Annotated in this window: 20 protein-coding genes; 16 read left to right on the forward strand and 4 right to left on the reverse strand. The window is 71.3% G+C overall.

Going from position 1 to position 22,151, the window contains the following annotated elements; translation table 11 throughout:
* Window positions 1-28 precede the first annotated feature (28 nt).
* From GWK61_RS21010 to GWK61_RS21050, 9 genes are read left to right on the forward strand one after another with little or no spacing between them, the layout of a single operon-like run.
* Window positions 29-1,513 carry an AMP-binding protein gene (locus GWK61_RS21010; RefSeq protein ID WP_194910585.1) on the forward strand — a complete coding sequence of 495 codons (1,485 nt, stop codon included), beginning with the start codon at window positions 29-31 and terminating at the stop codon, window positions 1,511-1,513.
* Window positions 1,510-1,773 carry a phosphopantetheine-binding protein gene (locus GWK61_RS56655; protein WP_194910587.1) on the forward strand — a complete coding sequence of 88 codons (264 nt, stop codon included), beginning with the start codon at window positions 1,510-1,512 and terminating at the stop codon, window positions 1,771-1,773. Before GWK61_RS21010 ends, GWK61_RS56655 begins: the two co-directional genes overlap by 4 nt.
* Window positions 1,774-1,798: 25 nt before the next feature.
* Window positions 1,799-2,176 carry an ectoine synthase gene (locus GWK61_RS21020; RefSeq protein WP_194910589.1) on the forward strand — a complete coding sequence of 126 codons (378 nt, stop codon included), beginning with the start codon at window positions 1,799-1,801 and terminating at the stop codon, window positions 2,174-2,176.
* A gap of 40 nt (window positions 2,177-2,216) precedes the next feature.
* A complete protein-coding gene (locus tag GWK61_RS21025; RefSeq protein WP_194910591.1) occupies window positions 2,217-3,371 on the forward strand; it encodes an acyl-CoA dehydrogenase family protein in 1,155 nt (384 codons plus the stop codon).
* Between the two features lie 4 nt (window positions 3,372-3,375).
* Window positions 3,376-4,158: a transglutaminase-like domain-containing protein gene (locus GWK61_RS21030; protein ID WP_194910593.1), complete on the forward strand. Its 783-nt coding sequence runs from the start codon at window positions 3,376-3,378 to the stop codon at window positions 4,156-4,158.
* A gap of 53 nt (window positions 4,159-4,211) precedes the next feature.
* Window positions 4,212-5,240: a pseudouridine-5'-phosphate glycosidase gene (locus tag GWK61_RS21035; protein WP_194910594.1), complete on the forward strand. Its 1,029-nt coding sequence runs from the start codon at window positions 4,212-4,214 to the stop codon at window positions 5,238-5,240.
* Entirely contained in the window at window positions 5,237-5,926 is a 690-nt protein-coding gene (locus GWK61_RS21040) for an HAD family hydrolase (protein WP_194910596.1), read from the forward strand. The genes GWK61_RS21035 and GWK61_RS21040 overlap by 4 nt, the downstream gene beginning before the upstream one ends.
* Window positions 5,923-7,332 (forward strand): MFS transporter, encoded by a 1,410-nt coding sequence (locus GWK61_RS21045; RefSeq protein WP_194910598.1) that lies wholly within the window; start codon window positions 5,923-5,925, stop codon window positions 7,330-7,332. Before GWK61_RS21040 ends, GWK61_RS21045 begins: the two co-directional genes overlap by 4 nt.
* Window positions 7,329-8,051: an aspartate racemase/maleate isomerase family protein gene (locus GWK61_RS21050; RefSeq protein WP_194910600.1), complete on the forward strand. Its 723-nt coding sequence runs from the start codon at window positions 7,329-7,331 to the stop codon at window positions 8,049-8,051. Before GWK61_RS21045 ends, GWK61_RS21050 begins: the two co-directional genes overlap by 4 nt.
* Before the next feature lie 4 nt (window positions 8,052-8,055).
* Here GWK61_RS21050 and GWK61_RS21055 read toward each other — a convergent pair whose 3' ends face one another.
* The gene (locus GWK61_RS21055; protein ID WP_194910601.1) at window positions 8,056-8,322 is read right to left on the reverse strand and encodes a hypothetical protein; all 267 of its coding nucleotides are present in this window, start codon (window positions 8,320-8,322) and stop codon (window positions 8,056-8,058) included.
* 117 nt (window positions 8,323-8,439) lie between these two features.
* On the reverse strand, window positions 8,440-9,864 hold the full coding sequence (locus GWK61_RS21060) for an NsdA family TPR-like regulatory protein (protein WP_194910603.1): 1,425 nt from the start codon (window positions 9,862-9,864) through the stop codon (window positions 8,440-8,442).
* A 315-nt stretch (window positions 9,865-10,179) separates the two neighbouring features.
* On the opposite strand from GWK61_RS21060, the gene GWK61_RS21065 reads away from it, so the two are divergent.
* The 4 genes from GWK61_RS21065 to GWK61_RS21080 all read left to right on the forward strand — a co-directional run bounded on the left by GWK61_RS21065 (window position 10,180) and on the right by GWK61_RS21080 (window position 16,226).
* Window positions 10,180-11,151 carry a hypothetical protein gene (locus GWK61_RS21065; protein WP_194910604.1) on the forward strand — a complete coding sequence of 324 codons (972 nt, stop codon included), beginning with the start codon at window positions 10,180-10,182 and terminating at the stop codon, window positions 11,149-11,151.
* A gap of 71 nt (window positions 11,152-11,222) precedes the next feature.
* A complete protein-coding gene (locus GWK61_RS21070; RefSeq protein ID WP_194910605.1) occupies window positions 11,223-12,767 on the forward strand; it encodes an amino acid permease in 1,545 nt (514 codons plus the stop codon).
* Between the two features lie 2 nt (window positions 12,768-12,769).
* Window positions 12,770-13,684 (forward strand): GNAT family N-acetyltransferase, encoded by a 915-nt coding sequence (locus GWK61_RS21075; protein WP_194910607.1) that lies wholly within the window; start codon window positions 12,770-12,772, stop codon window positions 13,682-13,684.
* A gap of 310 nt (window positions 13,685-13,994) precedes the next feature.
* Complete coding sequence (locus GWK61_RS21080; protein WP_194910609.1) at window positions 13,995-16,226, forward strand: MMPL family transporter; 2,232 nt, start codon at window positions 13,995-13,997, stop codon at window positions 16,224-16,226.
* Between the two features lie 287 nt (window positions 16,227-16,513).
* Here GWK61_RS21080 and GWK61_RS21085 read toward each other — a convergent pair whose 3' ends face one another.
* Window positions 16,514-17,281 (reverse strand): SGNH/GDSL hydrolase family protein, encoded by a 768-nt coding sequence (locus tag GWK61_RS21085; protein ID WP_194910631.1) that lies wholly within the window; start codon window positions 17,279-17,281, stop codon window positions 16,514-16,516.
* A 250-nt stretch (window positions 17,282-17,531) separates the two neighbouring features.
* Window positions 17,532-19,073: an FAD-binding protein gene (locus tag GWK61_RS21090; protein ID WP_194910611.1), complete on the reverse strand. Its 1,542-nt coding sequence runs from the start codon at window positions 19,071-19,073 to the stop codon at window positions 17,532-17,534.
* A 120-nt stretch (window positions 19,074-19,193) separates the two neighbouring features.
* On the opposite strand from GWK61_RS21090, the gene GWK61_RS21095 reads away from it, so the two are divergent.
* The 3 genes from GWK61_RS21095 to GWK61_RS21105 all read left to right on the forward strand — a co-directional run bounded on the left by GWK61_RS21095 (window position 19,194) and on the right by GWK61_RS21105 (window position 22,135).
* Window positions 19,194-19,868: a class I SAM-dependent DNA methyltransferase gene (locus tag GWK61_RS21095; RefSeq protein WP_194910613.1), complete on the forward strand. Its 675-nt coding sequence runs from the start codon at window positions 19,194-19,196 to the stop codon at window positions 19,866-19,868.
* A 181-nt stretch (window positions 19,869-20,049) separates the two neighbouring features.
* Window positions 20,050-21,741 (forward strand): ATP-binding SpoIIE family protein phosphatase, encoded by a 1,692-nt coding sequence (locus tag GWK61_RS21100; protein WP_194910615.1) that lies wholly within the window; start codon window positions 20,050-20,052, stop codon window positions 21,739-21,741.
* Window positions 21,742-21,886: 145 nt separating this feature from the next.
* On the forward strand, window positions 21,887-22,135 hold the full coding sequence (locus GWK61_RS21105; protein ID WP_194910617.1) for a hypothetical protein: 249 nt from the start codon (window positions 21,887-21,889) through the stop codon (window positions 22,133-22,135).
* Window positions 22,136-22,151: the final 16 nt, after the last annotated feature.

A 22,151-nucleotide genomic window follows, 5' to 3' on the forward strand; every position in this document is an offset into this window, starting at 1 on the left:
GAACGGATTCGATCGGCGGGAGGCAGCCATGTGGGAAGTCGCGATCAGTGCCCGGCGGGACCTGGCGGTGGCGGTCGTCGACGGTGCGCGCACCTGGAGCTACGCCGACCTCGCCGAGCAGGTGGCCGCGCACCGCTGCGTGTTCGAGCGGGACGGCGTGCGGCCCGGGCAGACCGTCGCGCTGCTGGCGGACAAGTCCGCGCACGCCGTGGCCGCGACGCTCGCCCTGGCCGAGACCGGCGCGACCGTGTTCGTCCCGCCGCGCGGGCTGGGCTCGGAGCTGCAGGCCGATCTGCTGTGCCGGGCCGCGGCGGACTACACGGTCCAGGCCGACGAGCGCAACGCCGAGTCGCTGCGCGCGACCGTCGTGCCCCAGTCGCACCGCGCCTCCGACCGCCGCGCCGCCTTGGTCCTGAGCACGTCCGGCTCGACCGGCGTCCCCAAGCTCGTACCGCTGCCCTCGCCGGCGCTGGAGCGCTTCGCCGGCTGGGCCGCCGACGCCTTCGGCATCGGCCCGGGTGTCCGGGTCCTGAGTTACGCGCCGCTGAACTTCGACCTGTCGCTGCTCGACGTGTGGGGCACGCTGATCCACGGCGGCACCACCGTCCTGGTCCGGCCCGACGACGCCGCCCGCGCCGACCGGATCGCCCGGATCCTCGTCGATCAGGGCCCTGAGGTGGTGCAGGCGGTCCCGCTGCTGGTCCGCCTGCTGGCCACGGCCGACGTGCCGCCGCAGCCGCGGGTCCGGCACGTGATCCTGACCGGCGAGAGCTTCCCAGTCGAGCACTGGTCCTGGCTGCGCCGCACCTTCCCCCGGGCCGAGGTGTGGAACCTGTACGGCTGCACCGAGACCAACGACAGCTTCCGGCACCGGCTGGTCCAGGCGGACATCGACGCCGGGCGGGTCCCGATCGGCCGTCCGCTGCCCGGCGTGGAGGCCAGGATCCAGGACCGCGGCACACGATCGACCACCGGCGAGGGGTACGCCGAAGGCGAACTGCTGGTGAGCACGCCGTTCCAGACCCCGGGATACCTGCGCCAGGGGGATCCCGAGGAGGATCCGCAGTCCTCGCCGTTCGTGCGGCTGCCGGACTCGGACCGGGTCTTCTACCGGACCGGCGACATCGTGCGCCGCACCGCGGACGGCGTGCACCACCTCGTCGACCGCATCAGCCGCATCGTGAAGGTGAACGGCGTCCGGACCAGCCTGGCCGAGGTCGAGCGGGTGCTCGCGGACCACCCCGACGTGGCCGAGGCCGTGGTGTTCACGGTGCCGGACGAGGTGGCCGGCCAGGTGCTGCACGCCGCCGTGCTGCCGCGCTCCGCCGAGCAGCACCTGGCCGCCCCCGCGCTCGACACCCTCGCGCTGCGCGGGCACTGTCGCCGGCGGCTGGCCGCCGCCGCGGTGCCCAGCCGCTACCACCTGCTCTCCCTGGACCTGCCGCGCACCTCCACCGGCAAGCCCGACCGGGCCAGGATCCGTGCCCTGCTCACCGAAGGAGCCGCTCCGTGACCACGACAACGAGTGTCGCCGCCGTCGTCCACGACCACCTCGTCAGCACCCACGCCCCCGACGCCGACCGCATCCCGTCCGACTACGACCTGCTCGAAGGCGGAGTCCTGGACAGCCTGACGCTGGTCTCCCTCTTGTCCTGGATCGGCCGCCGCTTCGCGCTGCCGATCGAGGAGCTCGACCTTGATCCGCAGCGACTGCGCAGCATCGACGCGATCGCCGAGTTCATAGAAGCCCACACGCAAGCCCCATCCCGATGACCCTGACCGAGAAAGCCCGGCAAACATGATCATCCGCGAGAAGGACTCCGTCGACGCCGTCGACTGGGGCAACGGCCGCAGTCACCGTCTCCTGATAGCCGCCGACGGCGTCGGTTTCGCCGTGGCGCACACCGTGGTGCGCGCCGGTTCGGAATCGCGCCTGCAGTACCGGAACCACATCGAGGCCTGCTACTGCATCTCCGGCGAGGGCGAGGTGGTCAGCGCCGACGGCGAGCTGCGCCACAAGCTCGTGCCCGGCGTGCTCTACGCCCTGGACCAGAACGACGCGCACATCCTGCGCGCCGCCGAGCACGGCGACCTGGAGCTCATCAGCGTCTTCAACCCCCCGATCCGGGGCGATGAGCAGCACCGCCTGAGCCCGGACGGCTTCTCCGCCTACTGAGAGGCGGCCGTTCCACGAGGCCGCGAGAAGGGATCCGATGATGACGGCGACCACGCACGAGCGCACCGCGTTCGCCGACCTGATCGCCCAGCTGGGCGCCGAGCTCAGCGACGGGCACCTCGACGACGACCGCGACCACCGCTTCCGCGCCGACAAGTGGCGGCGGCTGGGCGAGGTCGGGCTGTTCGGCCTGCCGTTCCCGACCGAGTACGGGGGCGCGGGCCTCGACATCGCCGAGACCGTCAGCGTCCTGCGATCGCTGGGCGAGCACTGTCTGGACGCCGGCCTCGTGTTCAGCGCCACCACCCAACTGGCCAGCACCGGCACCCCGTTGGCCCGCTTCGGGTCGGCGGAGCTGAAGGAGCGGTACCTGCCCGGCGTGTGCGCCGGCGAGCTGATCGGCGCACACGCCATCACCGAGAGCGGCGGCGGATCGGACGCGCTGGCGATGCGGACGACCGCACGGCGCGACGGCGACGACTACGTGCTCTCCGGCGCGAAGGCCTACGTCTCCAACGGCCCGATCGCCGATCTGATCGTGGTCTACGCGAAGACCGGCTCCGGCGCGACCGCGCTGTCGCCGTTCCTGGTGCCCACGGACGCCGCCGGCGTCGTCCGGGGCGCGCCGATCTCGAAGATGGGGCTGCGCACGTCGCCGATGTGCGAGCTCTTCCTCGACGACGTCCGGGTCCCGGCCGGCCACCTCCTCGGCTACGAGGGCGGCGGCCTGCTGGTCCTGGACTACGTGATGAAGCGGGAGATCCTGTACTCGTTCGCCGCGACGGTCGGGCAGATGGCCGGCCGGCTGGAGCGGGTCATCGGCCACGCCAACTCCCGCGAGCAGTTCGGCGCGCCGATCGCCGCCAACCAGGCGGTCTCGCACCGGATCGCCGACCTGAAGATCGGCTACGAGACCAGCCGGATGTGGCTGGAGCACACCGCGGCGGCGCTCACCGGCCATCAGGACGTGGCCCTGGACATCGCCATCACCAAGCTCGTCGCCAGCGAGGCCGCGGTGGCCTCGGCGTCGGCCGCGGTGCAGCTGTTCGGCGGCGCCGGCTACATGAGCGAGTACGGCGTGGAGAAGGAGCTGCGGGACAACGTCGCGGCGACCATCTACTCCGGCAGCAGCGAGATCCAGCGCGACCGGCTCGCGGCGCTGCTGGGGCTGCGGACCCGGAAGACGGGGAAGTGACGCCATGACCACGACATCTCAGGCCGAATCCACATCAGAGTCCAGATTCGATACAGAATCCGAAGCCGAATCAGAGATCGAGTTCACGCTGCGGGCCACGCCGGTGCTCGACCACCAGTCGGCGGCGATCGCGGAGTTCGTCGCCGAGGTGGCGCCGGGCAGTGCCGCGGGTGCGCGCGACGCGACCGGTGGCGCCGGTACAGCTGCCGAAGCCAGTGCCGCCGGTGCCGACGTCCGCGAGCAGTGCCGGGCCTTGTTCTACGCGGTCCGGGACGGCATCGACTACGAGGTCTTCGATACCGGCCTGCGCGACCAGGACCTGGCGGGCAGCGCGGTGCTCGATGCCGGACGCGGCTTCTGCCTGCACAAGTCGATCCTGTACGCGACGGCGGTCCGGCACCTCGGGGTGCCGTCGCGGCTGGCCTCGAGCCTGGTCCGCAACCATCTGTCCTCACCGGAGCTCACCGCGCTGGTCGGCGGGGAGGTGTTCCTGCACTGGTACGTCGAGATCCACCTCGACGGCCGATGGGTCAAGGTGACGCCGGTCTTCAACCGCCTGCTGTGCCGGATGTACGGGATCGCGCCGTTGGAGTTCGAAGGGATACACCACGCCTTCGATCCGCAGGGGCTCAAGCGCATGGAGTTCCTGGGCGACGTGCGCCTGCATCCCGACCCGACCCCGGACCGCATCAGAGAGCTGATCCAGAGCGCGCATCCCGCGATGGTCGCCCCGGACCTGCGGGTGCCGAGCCGAGGCCGCTTCGCCGGATCCGGCTCGCCTTCCTGACCCGGCCGAACCACTCCCCGAAGACCACTCCACCGAAGAAGGGACAAGCAACCATGCCCCGGTTGACCATCAGCCCGGAAGTCGCCGACGCCCTGGGCCGCCGTTCGATCCTGGCCCTGGAGACCTCGGTCATCGCCGGCGGCCTGCCCTACCCGGCCAATCTGGAGTCGGCGCAGGCCGTGGACGGCGCCGCCCGCGAAGGCGGCGCGGTACCGGCCCGGATCGCGGTGCTCGACGGAGCGTTGCACGTCGGGCTCACCGACGAGCAGTTGCAGCGGGTCGCCGAGGATACGACGGCGGTCAAGGCGTCGGTGCGCGACATCGGCCGGGTCGCGGCCGAGGGCGGCATCGGTGCGCTGACCGTCTCGGGGGCCGTCCACGGCGCCCGGCTGGCCGGGATCGAGGTGCTGGCGGTCGCCGGGATCGGCGGGGTGCACCGCGGCGCGGCGACCAGCTTCGACGTCTCCGCGGACCTGCCCGCCTTCGTGCGGAACCGGGTGGCGGTGTTCTGCGCCGGCGTGAAGTCGATCCTGGACGCCGGGCTGACGCTGGAATGGCTGGAGACGTACTCGGTGCCGGTGGTCGGCTACCGCTGCGACGAGTTCCCGGGCTACGTCAGCGTCTCCTCGGGGCGGCCGAACCCGCACCGGCTGGACGACCTCGGCCTGATCGCGCGCTCGGTGCTGGCGCACTGGGACACCGGGGCCGAGGGCGGGTTCCTCGTCACGCATCCGATCGCGGCCGAGCACGGCGTCCCGTTCGACGTGCTGGAGGCCCGCATCGCCGAGGCGGAGGTCGCGGCGCGGGAGGCGCGGGTGACCGGGCCGGACATCACGCCGTTCCTGTTGAAGGAGCTGGCCCGCAACTCCGGCGGGCAGACGTCGGCGGCGAACCGGGAGGTGCTGCTGTCGACGACGCGGCTCGGCGCGGAGTTCGCGGTGCGGCTGTTCGAGGAACGGCTCGCGGCGGCCGCCGGTGTCCCGGCTGCCAGCGTCAACGTCGAGGCGGCTGGGGCGGCCGAGGTGGCCGAAGCGGCCGAAGCGGCCGAGGTCTTCGCCGGAGCGCGAGGCGCAACCTCATGACCGCCGTCCTGTTCGACCTCGACGGCACGCTCGCCGACACCCCGGGCGCCATCGCCCGCATCCTCGCCGACATGTGCCCGCTCGCGCCGTCCGAACGCCTGGCAGCCAGTGTCGGACGGCCCATCGCAGGGCTCTTCGCCGAAATCCTCGTGGCGGACGAGGACTCCCCCGCGGTGCGCGTCGCGGTCTCCGAGTTCCGCGCGCGGTTCGCCGACGAGGTGGTGCCGCACGCCGCGAACCTGGTGTTCCCCGCGATCCGCGGGCTCCTCGACGAACTCGTCGCCGCCTGCCGGCCGATCGCTGTCGTGACGAGCAAGTCGCCGGCGGGTGCCTCGGAATTCCTGGAGGCCGCCGGGCTCGCGCCGTACTTCCCGGTGACGGTCGGCTTCGTCCCGGGCGTCCCCGGCAAGCCCGCGCCCGACCAGGCCCTCGCGGCAGCGAAGGCCCTGGGCGTCGAACCCGCCGACTGCGTCGTGGTCGGCGACAGCACCGACGACATGAAGATGGCCGTCGCCGCCGGGATGCGCGGCGTCGGCGTCGCGTACGGCGTCGCGTCGCTCCCGGACCTGCGCGCGGCCGGCGCCGCGCAGGCAGCTCAGACCTCTGATGATCTCGCCCCGCTGCTCCTTCCCGAAGAACACCGTCCCCTCACCACCGTTTCCCCCCACACCGAGGTGTCACCGTGACCACATATGAGAACTCTGACGTCGCCGTCAGCCGCGACACGTCATCCGCTTCGGCCCGAACGGCCGGGCTGCTGCTGCTCTCGCTGGCGCAGTTCCTGATCGCGCTGGACTACTCCGTCATCTACGTCGCGCTGCCCAGCATCGGGCACAGCCTGAAGCTGGGGCCGGACACGTTACAGTGGGTGGTGTCCGCCTACGCCGTGCTGTTCGCGGGGTTCCTGCTCGTGAGCGGCCGCGCCGGGGACCGCTATGGCGCGCGCCGGATCCTGATCGCGGCGCTGGTGCTGTTCGGGCTGGCGGCGACGGCCGGCGGTTTGGCGAACTCCGGCGGGCTGCTGCTGACGGCGCGCGGCGCGCAGGGGCTCGGGGCGGCGTTGATGCAGCCCGCGATCATCGCGCTGATCAACCGCACGTTCGAGGCGGGGCCGGCGCGGGAGAAGGCGCTGGCGGTGTGGGGCACGATCGGGGCGTCGGGGCTGGCTGCCGGGGCGCTGCTCGGCGGCGTGCTGACGTCGGCGTCGTGGCGCTGGACAATGCTGGTGAACCTGCCGGTGGCGGTGGTGTGCGCGGTGGCTGCGCCGCGGCTGCTGCCGTCGGACGGCCGGCGCGGGGACCAGCGGGCGCTGAGCACGGTCGGGGCGGTGCTGGCGACGACGGCGTCGTTGGCGGTCGTCAGTGCTCTGACGTTCGCGGCGGTGCACGGCTGGACCGACGGCCGGACGATCGGCTTCGGCGTGGGCGGGGTGCTGCTGGTCGCCGGGTTCGTGTGGCACGAGCGCACCTCGGCGGCGCCGCTGATCGACCGCGCGCTGCGCTCGAACGCGATGCTGCGGCTCGGCGCGGCCTCGACGGCGTTGTACATGGCGAGCGTCGGCGCGGAGTTCTATGTCATCACCCTGATCCTGCAGAACCGCTACGGCTACAGCCCGCTGCGCGCGGGTCTGGGCTTCCTGCCGCTGGCGCTGTGCATCGTGGCGGGCAACATGCTCGCCGGGCGGTTCATCGCGCGCGTGGGGGCGGTGCGGCTGCTGACGATCGCATTCGTGCTGGACGCGGCGGGGCTGGCGATCCTGGCGGCGTCGGCGGGCGGGACCGGGTACGCGACGCACATGCTGCCGGGGATCGTGGTGTCCGGGATCGGGCACGGGCTGACGTACACGTCGATGTTCGTCACCGGCACCGGCGGGCTGCGCGACGAGGACCAGGGCACGGCCGGCGCGGTGCTGACGACCAGCCAGTACATGAGCGCGGCGGCGTCGTTGGCGATCCTGGTGCTGGTGATGGGGTCGCCGTCGGCGGCCGGGACCTACCGGAACGCGTTCCTGACGACGGCGGCGTTCGCGGCGGCCGGCGCGCTGGTCGCCGGCGCGGTGACGGCGGTGCGGGGCCCGCGGGGCGCGCGATGAGCGGCGGCGTGCGGCGCCTCGGCATTCTGGTCGTGCACAACGATCCGGTGCCCGAGGCGGAGATCTGGCGTGCCGCGCCGCCTGGAGTGGAGATCGTCACGGGCCGCTTTGCTCTGCAACGCGCTCCCGGCGAGGAGTACTTGGGGGAATCGGTCGAGGACTTCCTCAGCGAGGGGGTTCGCCGCACGCTCGCGGATCTCAGCGATGCCGGCGCTGACGCGTTGGCGCTGTGTTTCGTGTCGGTGAGCGTCTTCGGCGGCTCGGCGTTCGACACGGGCTTCGCCGAGGCGGTGAAGGCGGCGACCGGCGTTCCCGCGTTCACCGCCGGCGAGGCGCTTCGGCAGCGTCTCAGCGCCCTGAAACCGTCCGACCCGCTGCTGATCGCGCCGCCGTGGTTCACCGACCGCACGGTCGCCGGCACCGCGGCGTACCTGGGCCTGCCGCCGGACATCCGCACCCACCGCTACGACCTGGGCCCGGCCTGGGACACGGGCACCCGCCAGGACCTGTTCGACCGCGGCGCCAAGGGCCACATCCCGCACACCGCACTGCGCGACCAGATCCTCGCCGCCGCGACCCCGACCACCGACGCGATCCTGATCCCCGGCAGCGGCTTCCGAACCCTGGACGCCGCCGCGGAGGTGGAGCGGAAGTTGGGGGTGCCGGTGGTGAGTGCCAACTCGGCGGTGTTGGGGCGGGGGTTGGAGGTGGCGGGCTGACCGCTCAGGCGAAAACCACGATCGCCAGCACGACCGTCGCCACCCCGGACACGGTCACCGCGAGACCGGTGACCACGCACAGGGTGGCGACCACTGCCTCGGCCAGCCAGAAACGTTCGCGGGCCACGGTGATGTCGGCCGGGTCGTAGACGATCTCCACCTCGGCGGCGGGTGTCGCGCGGACCCGCTGCCTGAGCGAGCGCGCGCCGACCCAGCACATGATGACGCCGACCGGCAGCAGACCCACCGCGAGCACCAACAACAACCGCATACTGTCAGCATCGGCGCGGGCGGTCAGCGACTCTTCTCCCAGGCTGCCGGTTCGGCGGTACGTGCTGCGCCGTCGGCGCTGCTCGGCAGGGGTATCAGAGCACTGTCGCGGTTGCGATCATGAGGCGAGCACTGTCAGCAGCCGATCCACGATCTCCAGTGCCTCGGGCTGCGTGCCGCCGGAGACGCGCACGATCTCCCGTCCCGCCCGGGACGCCACGGCCAGCGCGCCCACCGACTGCGTGGCCTCCGCCAGTTCGATCGCGGTGCGGACGTGGCGGAGCGCGGCGTCCGTGTCGCCTTCGCCGAGGCAGGCCAGGGCCAGGTGGCCGAGGACCAGGGCGAGGACCTTGCCGGGCTCGTAGCGGATGGCCGCCTCGGTGAGCGCGACGCGCGCCTCGGTGTGGCGGCCGAGGGCCAGGTAGGCCGAGCCGGCCAGGCGTTGGTAGGTGCGGGGCGTGCAGACGCCGGGTGCCGGGTCGTCGGGGCTGATGGCCGCCATCGCGCCGCGGGCCGTGGTGAGGGCCCGGTCGCATTCGGCGGCGTTGCCGAGGATCGCGTGGCCTTCGGCGGCGTGCAGGCGCGCCAGGGCGAACAGGGCCTCGCTGACCGGTGCGGCGATGACGGCGGCCTGCACGCAGCGGCGGACCCCGGCGCGCGGGTCGCCGCCGTAGAGGCCCACGAAGGCCGCGCGCAGGGTCGCGGTGACTTGCAGGACCGAGTCGCCGGCCTGTCCGGCGCGGCGGGCTGCTCGGTCGAAGAACTCCTCGGCGGTCGAGGAGTCGCGGCGGCCGGCGGCGTCCCACATGAGGCGGCCGACGAGGAGGGCGGTCTCGGCTTCGGCGACATCGAGGTCGCGGCGCCAGCGGATGGGGCTGACCGAGCCGGCCGGGTGAGCCATGCCGCCGGGACGGGACGGGACGGGGACACCGGTCGCGGACGTCATGGGCTGCGCGGATGGCGCGGTAGTCGTGCCAGTCGTGCCAGTCGCGCCAGTCGCGCCAGTCGCGACGTCCGACAGCGAGGCGCCGATCAAGAACCGCTCCGATAACGAAGGCGCGTTCAAAGGCGCCTCGATCGCGCCGCCGAAGGAGTACGCGCCATCTGAGAAACCAGAGGAACCGGCCGAGCCCGCTCCCCCGGCCGCGCGCAGCGCCTCGACCCGCCCCAGCAATCCCGCGGCCTGCACCACCAGTCCCATCTCCGGCCGCGCCTCGTACTCGGCCGCCAGCTTCGCGACCTCCTCGCGGACCCCGGCGATGGCCGCCAGGCGGCCGTCGTCCGTGCTTTCCCAGCCCCCTGCGAAAGTCAGCGGCCCCTCGGGCGACAGCAGCCGCTCCAGGTCCTGCAGCCCGACGCCGAGCGCCCGCGCGATCTGCGGCCGTTTCCCGGGCAGCGGCGTGGTGCATCCGCTCTCCCAGCGCACCACCGTGGACACCTCGACCCCGGCCCGCGCGGCGAACGCCTCCTGCGTGAGCCCGGCCGCCTCGCGGGCGCGGGCCAGACCCACCCGGCGGAGCCTGGACTGCCTGGGCTTGGCCATGAATGTCCCCCTTTCGTGCGCACTCCAGACTGCGATCGACGGTATGCGGACAGTCAGCGATATCGGCCAGCATACTTATAGGTCAGGCCTGCTGTCGCATGGTCCGTGCATGGTCGCCGCACGGTCGGTGCGCTTCCCGAACCGGGCGTTTTCGGATTGGGTAATCCGCGTTCGGATTCGGGCCCTGACAACAGGCAAAACGGAGGCGGTGGCAGGCGGTGTGCAGACACTGTGCGGCCTGTTTGCCCATGCCAGCGCACGGATGGCGGCGGTGATCCCCCGCGGGGCCTCGGTGCCGGGAGAGGTCCTTCCGTGGTGAAGCGCAGGGGATCCGGCGAAGGCCACCTCAAATTGGTCTGGGATCCGGCGGGTCTGGACCGGCGGCTGGCCACTACGACCCAGGAACTCCGGGTCGGCCGCTATGCCCTGGCCGGCGAACTGCTGGCCGACCGGCAGGCCGGCGAGGACGTGCGCGACTACCGCTACCTGATCCTGGCCCAGATCGCGGCGTCCAACGGGGTGGACACCGCCTGGCTGGCCGAGGAGCCGGACAGCCCCGAGGCGGCGCTGTTGCGGTTGCGGGCCAACGTCATCAGGGCTCTGCAAGCGCACCGCGCGCGCCATCCCAAGGCCGACGGGCTCGTCGATCTGGCGCGGACGCAGTGCCTGGAGACCGCCGAGCGGTTCCCGGAGGACCCGCTGCCCTGGATCGCACTGCTCCACCTGGCCCCGGCCGCGCCGCAGAACGTCCCGGGCCCGCCGGAGCTCCAGGTCGTCGGCCCGTGGCACACGATGGGCCAGCTGTGGAAACGCGATCCGTGGAACCGCGAGGCGCACCACCGGCTGCTGGCCGCGGTCGGGCCGAAGAGCGGCGGGTCGGTGTCCGCGGTGTCCGGGGTCGCGCACTGGATCAGCAGTCAGGCGCCGAGCGGGTCGGCACTGCTGGTGCTCCAGCTGGTGGCCTTCATCGAGGCGTTCCGCCAGCAGTTGGAACGCAACGATCTCAACAGAGTCCTGCTGACCTACCGCAACTGGTCGACCGCGTACGCGGAGCAGGAGACAGAACGCTGCTACACCCAGTGGTTCCTCCCGAGCGGCGGGAACGGTGTACTGCTGCCGGACCTGCACCACCTGGCGCACGCCCTGTGGGCCGGCTCGCAGTGGCGGCCGGCGGCCCGGGTCTTCGACGTCATCGGACCGTACGCGATGACCACGCCGTGGTCCCTGCACGGCAATCCGGAACAGGTTCTGGCCATGGCCAGGGAGCGCTGTATGTCAGAACTCTGAACCGGCGGCCGCGTCCGCCCTCGCGTGGCATGTCCTTCGCACCCCCCTTCCCCCCAAAAGAGGTACGGCAGATGGCGACCTCCGCCACATCGACAAGCCGTCGCGGCAGTTCGCTGGAGATGCCCGACGACGACCAGACACTGCGCGAGCTCGGCTACCCACGCCAGCTCGCCCGGCGGGTCAACGCGTTCGGGAACTTCGCGATCTCGGCGACGATCATCAACTTCATCTCCGGCGTGATGACCGCGCTGAGCCTGGCCATGATCTCCGGCGGGCCGCGCATCATGGTCTTCGGCTGGCTCGGCGTCGGCCTGCTGGTGCTGTTCGTCGGCGCCGCGATGGCCGAGATCACCTCCGGCTTCCCCACCTCGGCGGCGCTGTACTACTGGTCGGCGAAGCTGGCCAAGCGGCACAACGCGGGCTGGAGCTGGTTCACCGGCTGGCTGAACTTCATCGGCCAGATCGGCGGCACCGCGGCCACCGACTTCGCGCTGGCGAACTTCGCGGTGGCGCTGGCCACCCTGCAGTGGCCGAGCTACACCCCGAACGCCAAGGAGATCCTGGCGATCTACGGCGCGATCCTGCTGATCCACGCGCTGCTGAACACCTACACCGTCGGGCTGGTCGCGCTGCTGAACAAGATCAGCGTCGCCTGGCTGCTGGTCGGCGGCGTGGTGATCACCTTCTATCTGATCGTGTTCCCCTCGCACCACAACTCGGCGAGCTTCGCCTTCACGCACTTCGTCAACGGCACCGGGTTCAAGTCGGGCGTCTACGCGGGCATGATCGGCCTGCTGTTCACCAGCTGGACCTTCACCGGGTTCGACGCCTCGGCGCACATGTCGGAGGAGACCACGCACGCGGCGGTCTCGGCGCCCAAGGGCATCGTCCGCTCGATCGCGTTCTCCTGGATCGCCGGCCTGGTCCTGATCCTGGCCCTGACGTTCTCGATGTCGCCGGGCAACTACGGCAACGAGGCCTCGGCCAACGAGCCGGCGGCACAGATCTTCGTCGACGCGCTGGGCCTGACCACCGCGAAGATCCTGCTGCTGGTCGTCTGCGGCGCGATCTTCTTCTGCGGCCTGGCGAACATGACCTCGAACTCCCGCCAGATCTTCGCCTTCTCCCGGGACGGCGCGATCCCCGGCTGGAAGTGGTGGCGCTCGGTCAGCAAGCGGACCCACACGCCGGTGAAGTCGGTGTGGTTCGCCGCGGTCGGCGCGTTCCTGCTCGGCGTGCCCTCGCTGTGGAACACGGTCGCGTTCCAGGCCATCGTCTCGGTCAACGTCATCGGGCTGTTCGGCTCCTACGGCGTGCCGATCTTCCTGCGGCTGCGCCGGGGCGACGACTTCGTGCGCGGTCCGTGGCACCTGGGCCGCTGGAGCCGGCCGGTGACGACGATCGCGGTGGTGTGGATCACGCTGAGCAGCATCCTGTTCCTGCTGCCGCAGTCGTACCCGATCACCCACAAGACGTTCAACTACGCTCCGGTGGCGCTCGCGGTGGTGCTCTTCATCGCGACCGTATGGTGGTTCATGACGGCCCGTCGGACGTTCCGGGGCCCGATCAGCTACGGCACGCCGGAGGAGCTGGCGGCCATGGAAGAGGATCTGTAGCGATGAATCAGGACTCGAAGACCGGACTGGAGATCGCTCGGGCCGGTGCGAACGACTGGCCGGTCTTCGAGTCCTGGGCCGCCGGCGAGGGCTGGAATCCCGGCCCCGCCGACGGCGGGTGTTTCCTGGCTCAGGACCCTGACGGGTTCTTCGTGGGCCGGATCGACGGGCAGCCGGTGTCGGCGGTGTCGGTCGTGAACTACGGGGAGACGTTCTCCTTCCTCGGGTTCTACCTGGTGCACCCGGACTTCCGCGGACAGGGGCACGGCTACGCCACGTGGCAGGCCGGGCTGGAGCACGCGGGCGACCGGGTGATCGGGCTGGACGGCGTGCTGGAGCAGCAGGACAACTACCGGCGGTCCGGGTTCCGGCTGGCGCACCGGAACATCCGGTACGTCGGGCCCGCGCTGGCAGACCTTTCGACGAGCGCCGGGTCCGTGTCGGGGTCCGGGGCCGGGCCGTCTGTCGTACCGGTCGCGGAGATCGGCCGGTCCGCGATCGAGGTCTACGACGGCGCCCGCTTCCCGGCCGAGCGTCCGGTGTTCCTCGCCCGCTGGCTGTCGGCCCCGGGGCACATCGGGTACGCGGCCGTGTCCGACGGCGAGCTCGTGGGGTACGGCGTCATCCGGCCCGCCCCGGCGTTCGCCAAGATCGGACCGCTGTTCGCCGACACCCCCGAGGTGGCCGAGACTCTGTTCAGGGCCCTGATTTCGGGCCTGGTGGCGGCCGGCGGTCCGGAGGCGTCGAGCTCGTTGGAGGTCGCGCTGGACGTGCCCGAGACGAACGCGGCGGCCGTGGCATTGGCCGAGCGCTACGGGATGAAGCCGAGCTTCGAGACCGCCCGGATGTACACCGGACCGGTGCGCGATATCGAAATGGCTTCGGTCTACGGAATCACCTCGTTCGAGCTGGGGTGACCCGGATAGAATCGGGGGAACTTCACCGGGCCCGCCGAGGGACTGACCGGCGCTGCGGCGTCGGGACGGCGTGCCTGGAGCCGCAATGGAAGTGGCGCCCTCGGGAACGAGGACGCCACTTCGTTGTTTTCCGGCGCTGCTGTGTTTTCCGATGCTGTCGCGAGACCTCGATCGAACATCTCTGCGATCCAACGCCGAGCGCGAGCACAGCCAAGCCGGGCTGAAGCGGGCTGAACACAACCGAGCCCGAGAACTCCCGGATGGCTCATCCCGGACTGCGCGCACCCCGCCCGCACCGGATGCTGCGTGTGTGTCCACCTACCTGTTCCGCATCGCGCGCTGGTCCTTCTTCCACCGCCGACGGGTGCTGGCGATCTGGCTGATCCTGGTCGTGGGCATGATCGTCGTGGCCGGGGCCAGCGGCGGCAAGACCAACGACGAGTTCACGATCCCGGGCACCGAGTCGCAGCGCGTCACGGACCTGCTGAAGGTGAAGCTGCCGGCGCTGAGCGGCGCGCAGACCACGGTCGTGTTCGCCGTCCCGGGCGGCACGCACGTCACCGACGCCGGGCCCAAGGCCGGGATCGAGCAGGCCGTGGCGAACCTGGGGAAGGTCCCGGGGGTCGTGCAGTCCGCGGACCCGTTCCAGGGCGGCCCGATCTCGCAGAACGGCGAGGTGGCGCTGGGGAACCTGCAGTGGAGCGCGCAGCCGCCGGACATCAAGGACTCCACGCTGGACCTGGTGAAGAAGGCTGTGGCCCCGGCGCAGGCGGCGGGGGTGCAGGTCGAGTACAACGGCAGCGTCTATCCGGGGTGGCGGGTCGTGCCCTCGGAGCTGCCCGAGCTCGTCGGCCTGATCATCGCCTTCATCATCCTGGTGATCACGTTCGGCTCGCTGGTGGCGGCCGGGCTGCCGATCATGACGGCCGTGATCGGCGTGCTGACCACGGTCATGACGGTCACCGCGCTGGCCGCGGTGATGACCATCGCCTCGACCTCGACGACCGTCGCGATCATGCTGGGGCTGTCCTGCGGCATCGACTACGGGCTGTTCATCATCGCCCGGCACCGGGACGGCCTGCTGCGCGGGATGCCGCCGGACCAGGCGGTCGGGCTGGCCGCCGGCACGGCGGGCGGTTCGGTGGTGTTCGCCGCCGGCACGGTCATCATCGCGCTGTGCGGCCTGGCGGTCGTCGGCATCCCCTTCCTGACCATCATGGGTGTGGCCGCCGCCGGCGCGGTGCTGCTGGCCATGGTGATCTCGCTGACGCTGGTCCCGGCGATGCTCGGGTTCGCCGGCGACAAGCTGAAGAACTTCTCGCGCTTCCCGTTCGGCAAGGCGCACTCCGAGCGGATCGCCCAGCAGTCCGTGCAGGACCCGGAGAAGGCACACGGCTGGCGCTGGGCGCGGTTCGTCGTCCACCACCGCATCCCGGTGCTGCTGTGCGGCGTGGCACTGCTGTTGCTGCTGGCGGCGCCGGCCACGCGGGTGCAACTCGGCCTGCCGGGCGCGTCGTCGAACCCCAAGGGCGACACCTCGCGCAAGGCCTACGACATCACCACCGCGAACTTCGGGCCCGGATTCAACGGCCCGCTGCTGGTCGTGGCGGACGGGGTGCAGTCGCAGCAGCAGGTGGACCAGATCGCGTCCGGGCTGGCCAAGCAGCCGGGGGTCGCGGCGTCCACGCCGCTGGCGCTGAACGGGTCCACCGCGGTGGTGCGCGTCGTGCCGACCACCGGGCCGAGCGACCCGGCGACCGCCGACCTGGTGCACCACCTGCGGGACAACCGCTCGGCGATCGCGGCCGGCAGCGGGGCGAACATCCTGATCGGCGGCGTCACAGCCTCGAACATCGACGTGTCCACGAAGCTGTCCTCAGCGCTGCCGGTGTTCCTGATCGTCGTGGTGGGGCTGGCGTTCATCCTGCTGACGTTCGCCTTCCGCACCATCTGGGTGCCGATCAAGTCGATCATCGGCTTCCTGCTGTCGGTCGGCGCGGCGTTCGGCGCGCAGGTCGCGCTGTTCCAGTGGGGCTGGGGCGAGAAGATCTTCAACATCACGAAGTCGGAGACCATCAGCTTCCTGCCGATCATCATGATCGCGATCATCTTCGGGCTGTCCAGCGACTACGAGGTCTTCGTCGTCAGCCGCATCAAGGAGGACTTCACGAAGAACGGGAACGCGGTCGAGGCGGTCCGGCGCGGCGCCGGGACGGCGTCGCGGGTGGTGACGGCGGCGGCGCTGATCATGTTCTCGATCTTCGTGGCGTTCATCGTGTCGCCGACCCCGACCATCAAGGCGATCGGCTTCAGCTTCGCGGCCGGCGTGTTCCTGGACGCGTTCGTCGTGCGGCTGACGCTGGTGCCGGCGGTGATGGCGCTGGCGAAGTCGGGGTTCTGGTACCACCCGCAGTGGTTCGCGCGGTACGTGCCGGACCCGGACATCGAGGGCGAGCAGTTGCAGGAGCAGCTGGCCCATCACGACGGCGTCGCGGCGGGGATAGACGTGGGCGAGGCCGGGAGTTCGACGCCTTCGATCTGAGGGAACCACTGCGCGTGGTGGTGCGTTCACGTCTCAGTAGTCAGGGGGTAGTGATGGCAGAAAGACAAGGATGGTGGCGCCGTGTGTTCCGGCGGCGGGTGCTCACTCCCGCGGAGCTTGAGCGGCGGATGCGTGAGGACCAGCGGGACATGCGTGCGCAGGAAGCGGCGCGACGGTTCCGGGGCCGGGCCGGCAAAGGTCTGTGAGACGGGAGACGGGAGACGGGAGACGGGACGGCCGCGGCGATCGTTGGGGTGATCGCCGCGGCCGCTGGAATCCGGCTTGCGCTACTGCGCCACGGCGCTGAACGCCGCGTAGTAGCCGCCGCTCTGACCGCTGGCGGTCGGGTGGTAGGAGTCGCTCACGTCGGTGACGTCGACCGAGTGCAGCCACTCGTGGAAGAAGTCGCACAGTTCGTGGCCGTGGAACTGGCCGCGGACGTCGGCGAAGGTGTCGCCGGCGTTCTTGGCCGCGGTCGAGATCTGGGTGTCGATCAGGTCCGCGGCGCTGTTCAGGGCACTGCGGTCGGTGCCGGACAGGCCGGGGCAGTACCAGGAGTGGCTCAGGTCGTAGAGCTCGGGGTAGCCCAGGACCACGACGTGCGCGGAGGGCGCGGCCTGGCGGATCGCCGCGAAGGTGGTCGCCAGCCGGCCCGGCAGGATGGTCTTGGCCTGGTTGGTGGCGGTGTTGATGGCACTCAGGCAGGCGCTGTCGGAGTCCAGCACACAGGTCTTCATCACCGAGGAGAAGCCGACGTCGTTGCCGCCGATGGTGATGCTGACCAGCGTCGTGCTGCTGCTCAGGGCCGATATCTGGCTGTTGAGCACGTCCTGCGTGGTGGCGCCGGAGCAGGCCACGGAGACGTAGCTGGCCGGGTGCCGGCTGTTCGCCCACAGCTGCGAGTAGGCGTTGGTGCTCCGGTCGCAGCTGCCGCTGGCCGAGATGTAGCTGCCGGCACCGACGCCCGACGCGTAGGAGTCGCCCAGGGCCACGTAGTGGTCGGCGGCGGTCGCCGAGGCGTTGGTGGCCAGGAGCGTGACGAGCGCGGTGACCATCGCCGTCAGCGTGAGCAGGCCGCGGCGGAAACCGCGACCGGACGAGGATGCCCGCGGGGTGCGAGTCGTAAGCACTGAGTGCCTCCACAGGAGGGTGGGGATGTGGGATGGCGCACTGAACCTAATAGCACGGCATCAGAGCCCTGTGAAGGATAGTTTCGCGCGGGTCACAAGCAACGGAAATAACAGACGAAAGTTGGCGGTACTCCTTGTGACCCGCGGCCGTCCACGACGGCTGAAATGCCGGCGCTCAGTGCGAAGGCCCGAAAATTCCCTGCCCCGGGGCGAGGATCCCGAACGGGTCGAAGCGCTGCTTCGCCGCGCGGAACGTCCGCCACCGCGCGCCGTACTGCTTGCGCCAGTCGGCCGCGGTCATCGGGATCGCCCCGACCGGGTACTGCGTGCCGCCGGCAGCCTGCACCTGGAGATACAGGTCGCGGTTGGCCTGCACCAGCTCCGGGGCCGGGAGCGCGCCGCCGTCCGGGGCCGCCGTCCGCAGCACGGCGAACAGGAACGCCAGGTCGCTGTCCGGGACCGACAGCAGCGGCGTGGTCAGCTTCTCGGTCGGCACCGGGTAGAGCAGCACCAGGCCGCTCGCGCCGAGGTCGGCCGGGGTGGTGGCGGCCAGGGCGGCGGCGGCCAGGGCGTCGGTCGCGGCGTCGGGCAGGAAGCCGTTGAACCACGGGTGCGGGTCGTACCACTCCCCGCTCGCCTTCAGGGCCGCCACGGTCGGCGCCAGGTCGTCGACGAACGCCTGGTACGGCGAGTCCTGGATCTGCGCCGGGCCGACGTAACCGAGGTCGCCGATCAGGGCGTTGTCGTCCGGCGGGGTCGCGTCGTAGAACGCGGAGCCGTTCAGCAGGTACAGCCAGCCGCCGCTGCCGTCCGGCAGGATCGTGCCCTCCAGCCAGTCGAAGCGGCCGTCGCCGACCGCCACGCGCTGCGCCGCCGTGAGCGCCGCGACCGTCGGGTACACCAGTGTGTAGCTGCGCACCGACGTCGGTGCGGCCACCAGCTTGAGCACCGCGCGGGTGATGACGCCGACCTGGCCGAGGCCGGACAGCGCCGCGTGGAACAGGTCGGCGTCGCGGGTCCGGGAGCAGGTCCGGGTCTCGCCGGTGCCGGTCACGACCTGGAGCTCCAGGACGTTGTCGACCTGCGCTCCGTGCTGTTGCGAGGCGCCGCCGAGACCGCCAGCGGACAGGGTGCCGCCGATCGAGAGCTCGATGTAGTCCGTGAACACCGGCGGGGTGAGGCCGTGGGCGAGGCTCGCGGTCAGGACCGCGCTCCAGACCGCGCCGGCGCCGACGGTGGCGGTGTTCGCCCGCGAGTCGACGGCGATGCTGTCCAGGGGCCCGAGGTCGATGATCAGACCGCCGTCGACCTGCGCCTGGCCGTAGGCCTGGTGGCCCTGGCCGCGCGGGGCCACCGGGATGCCGAGCGGGCCGCAGAAGGCGATCATCGCCGCGACGTCGCGGACCGAGCCGGGCAGCAGCGCCGCCCGCGGCGTGCGGTGGACCAGGTGCCCGTAGTCGTCCTCGTAGGGCTTCAGGTCCGCCGGGTCGATCAGGAGGCGGCCGTCCAGGTGCGGCACGCGCCGGAAGTCCGCTCCGGCGCCTGCGGCGCCTGTGGCACGTCCAGCGCCTCCGGTGCCTCCAGTGCCTCCCGTGCCCTGCGGAGACTCGGCCGCCCAGGCCCGGGACGTGACGTCGAACCCGACGGCCAGCGCCCCGGCCCCCACGCTCGCGGCGCGGATGAACGAGCGACGGCTGTGCTGCGCGTCATCGCGCATCAGTCACACCCTTTCCCACGGAAATGAAGACCACTGATAATACGGAGGCCGGTGGTCGTGTGCGACCGGTCCGGAAGGGTCCGCGTGTCGCGAGTCGAGTGCTGTGAGTCGAGGGGTCACATGGTCATCGGGAAGCCGGGCTCGTCCACGGGTCCGGATCAGGCGTGGATCGAGCGGGAACAGGCGCAGGCGCGCGCCTTCGACGCCATCAGCGTGCGGTACGACGAGGCCTTCCCGCACAAGGAGGGTCAGCTGGCGGTCGTCTCGACGCTGCTGGAGCGGATCGCGCCCGGGGCGCGGGTGCTGGACGTCGGCTCGGGCACCGGGCTGCCGACCGCGCGACAGCTGGCTGACGCCGGGTGCCGCGTCACGGGGCTCGACATCTCCCCGCGGATGCTGGAGATCGCCCGGAAGAACGTGCCGGAGGCGGAGTTCGTCCTCGGGAATGTGATGGAACTCTCGTCAGAGCCCGGATATGAGGCGGTGACCGCGTTCTTCGTCCTGCTCAACCTGCCGCGTGAAAAGGTACGTACAGCTTTGGAACTGATAGGCGACGTCCTGGTCCCGGACGGCTTGTTCGCGCTGGGGATGGTCGAAGGGGACGTGGACGACGTCCCGATCGCCTTCTTGGAGAGCCGGTTCCGGGTGACCGGGTATCTGCGCGATGATTTGCGGGCGGTGTTGGCAGAGTCCGGATTCACCATCGAACAAGAGCAGTTTCTCTCCTACGCGCCGGAGACGTCTTCGGCCCGGCCGGAGATCCAGATGTTCTTCCTCTGCCGCAAACTGGACTGACGGTCCTAGACTCCGCACACCAGTTGTCGGGCGGAGCGAGAGCAACAGATAAGTGCACGAATCTGAGCACGGGCACAGCAGAGTGCTGACGTACGAGGGGGACCGACGGGGACGGGACGTGGGCCGCGACACCCACGAGCTGGGATGTGGGCCGGTGGATCTGCGTGATCACCTGTCATATTTGAACGAGGCGACCGAGCGGATCGGGGCCGGCACGGACATGGTCGCGATCGCGGGGCAGTTCGCCGCGGCGCTGGTCCCGCGGCTGGCCGACTTCGCGTCCGTGCATTTACTGGACGCCCTGTTCGTGGACGGCGCCCCGGCCCCGCCGGCGCCCGGGGCGACGGCGTCGAGCCTGGTGCGCCGGGTGGCGGTGGCGCACGACGAGCCGCCGGAGCGCTGGCTGTCCCTGGTGCCCGAGGGCGCGGTGCAGATCATGCACGACACCAGCCCCTGCCACGAGGCGATGGCCACCGGAGTCCCGGTGTGGCTGGACCGCGTCACGCCGGACCGGGCCGAGGCGATGGCCCTGTCCCACTCCCCCGGCGACCTGTATCCGCTGGTGGCCGACCGCGCCTATCTGGCCGTGCCGCTCGTGGTGCGCGGCCGGGTGCTCGGGTGCGTGGCGCTCACGCGGCGTCCGGAGCGCGCCGAGTTCGACCAGGTCGACGTGCTCACCGTCGGGCAGCTGGCGGCACAGGCGGCGCTCGGCGTGGACAACGCCCGGCTCTTCCGCGGCCAGGTCGCCACGGCGGCGGAGTTCCGGCGCGGGGTGCTGCCGACCACTCCGCCGACGCTGGCCGGCATCGAGGTCGCGCACCGGTATCTGCCGGTCAACCCGGCGGTCGAGGTCGGCGGCGACTGGTTCGACACCATCGCGCTGCCCGGCAGCCGGGTGGCGATAGTGATCGGCGACGTGATGGGGCACGGCGTGCGCTCGGCGGCGGTCATGGGGCATCTGCGGATCGCGGTGCAGACGCTGGCCGCGCTGGACCTGCCGCCCGGACAGCTGCTGCGCCAGCTCGACAGCCTGGCCCTGCAGCTCGGCGACGACCATCTGGCGACGTGCCTGTACGCGGTCTACGACCCGATCGCCTCCTGCTGCGTCATCGCCAACGCCGGACACCTGGCGCCGATGCTGGTCCGGGCCGACGGCACCGTGGAGCGGGTCGAGGTGCCCAGCGGCGCGCCGATCGGCGTCGGCGGCGTCGCGTTCGACACCGCCGAGATCCCGATCCGCGACGGCGACGTCCTGGTGCTCTACACCGACGGCCTGGTCGAGGCCCGGGGCGACGACATCGAGGACCGGATCGCCGCCCTCGCCGAGTGCCTGGAGCTGGCCGCCCGGCCGACGGCCGATCCCGAGGCGCTGTGCGACACCCTGCTGACGATGCTCGACCGGGACAAGCACGAGGACGACGTCGCGCTGCTGGCGGCGCGGTTGAAGGGGATCCCGGCGGAGAACATAGCCAACTGGCTGTTGTCGCCGCTGCCGCCGACCGTGCCGAAGGCCCGCCGGCTGGTGCGGCAGGCGATGGCCGAGTGGGACCTGCCGGACGGCGTCCGGGAGACCACCGAACTGCTCGCCACCGAGCTGGTGACGAACGCCGTCCGCTACGCGCACGGCCCGATCGAGCTGCGGCTGCTGCGGACGCGCACGCTGCTGTGCGAGGTACGGGATGACGACCACTTCCTGCCGATCCTGCTGGAGGCCGGAGACCTGGACGAGGGCGGGCGCGGGCTGTTCCTGGTCAGCCAGCTGGCGTTGCGGTGGGGCGTGAGTCGGACGGCGAACGGCAAAGTCGTGTGGTTCGAGATGCCGTTGGAAACGCTAGACCACGGTCTTCCCCGGGAGGGAACGATCGAGGACTGAGACCGAGAACAGGGTGCCGGCCGCGCCGATCGGACAGGCGACTACGGCGGCGATGACGGGGCCGCGGCGGCCTCCTGCGCGCGGCGCTCACCCGAACGGCGCCCAGCGCGTGCCGGCGCGTGCGAACCGGCGGATCGTGCCGACTGTGAGCCGCTACACGTACGAACTCGCCCGTGATCGGGAGCTCGACACGGACAGCACCGAAGACCAGTTCTGGCACGTCGTGCGCGTCGACGACGCCGACGACCCGCCGCATCTGCACACGTTGTGCAACCGCGCGCTGCTGGAGCCGGTGACGCGCTGGCGGGACTACTCGGTCGAGCGGATGGTCGACATCATCTGCCACCAGTGTCTGACCGGGTACGTCGCCGAGGCGGGGAGCCAGGCGGCGTGACGCCTGCGGGGTGTCC

Origin of the sequence: Catenulispora rubra (assembly GCF_015356825.1) — a bacterium.
Classification (GTDB): Bacteria; Actinomycetota; Actinomycetes; order Streptomycetales; family Catenulisporaceae; genus Catenulispora; species Catenulispora rubra.

What these genes read in the sequence shown, in the direction of transcription:
- GWK61_RS21090 (WP_194910611.1), bottom strand. Translation starts at nt 19,073, where the DNA reads ATGCGCGATGACGCGCAGCACAGCCGTCGCTCGTTCATCCGCGCCGCG.
- GWK61_RS21040 (WP_194910596.1), top strand. Translation starts at nt 5,237, where the DNA reads ATGACCGCCGTCCTGTTCGACCTCGACGGCACGCTCGCCGACACCCCG.
- GWK61_RS21075 (WP_194910607.1), top strand. Translation starts at nt 12,770, where the DNA reads ATGAATCAGGACTCGAAGACCGGACTGGAGATCGCTCGGGCCGGTGCG.
- GWK61_RS21070 (WP_194910605.1), top strand. Translation starts at nt 11,223, where the DNA reads ATGGCGACCTCCGCCACATCGACAAGCCGTCGCGGCAGTTCGCTGGAG.
- GWK61_RS21020 (WP_194910589.1), top strand. Translation starts at nt 1,799, where the DNA reads ATGATCATCCGCGAGAAGGACTCCGTCGACGCCGTCGACTGGGGCAAC.
- GWK61_RS21035 (WP_194910594.1), top strand. Translation starts at nt 4,212, where the DNA reads ATGCCCCGGTTGACCATCAGCCCGGAAGTCGCCGACGCCCTGGGCCGC.
- GWK61_RS21085 (WP_194910631.1), bottom strand. Translation starts at nt 17,281, where the DNA reads ATGGTCACCGCGCTCGTCACGCTCCTGGCCACCAACGCCTCGGCGACC.
- GWK61_RS21060 (WP_194910603.1), bottom strand. Translation starts at nt 9,864, where the DNA reads ATGGCCAAGCCCAGGCAGTCCAGGCTCCGCCGGGTGGGTCTGGCCCGC.
- GWK61_RS21010 (WP_194910585.1), top strand. Translation starts at nt 29, where the DNA reads ATGTGGGAAGTCGCGATCAGTGCCCGGCGGGACCTGGCGGTGGCGGTC.
- GWK61_RS21055 (WP_194910601.1), bottom strand. Translation starts at nt 8,322, where the DNA reads ATGCGGTTGTTGTTGGTGCTCGCGGTGGGTCTGCTGCCGGTCGGCGTC.
- GWK61_RS21095 (WP_194910613.1), top strand. Translation starts at nt 19,194, where the DNA reads ATGGTCATCGGGAAGCCGGGCTCGTCCACGGGTCCGGATCAGGCGTGG.
- GWK61_RS21030 (WP_194910593.1), top strand. Translation starts at nt 3,376, where the DNA reads ATGACCACGACATCTCAGGCCGAATCCACATCAGAGTCCAGATTCGAT.
- GWK61_RS21050 (WP_194910600.1), top strand. Translation starts at nt 7,329, where the DNA reads ATGAGCGGCGGCGTGCGGCGCCTCGGCATTCTGGTCGTGCACAACGAT.
- GWK61_RS21025 (WP_194910591.1), top strand. Translation starts at nt 2,217, where the DNA reads ATGACGGCGACCACGCACGAGCGCACCGCGTTCGCCGACCTGATCGCC.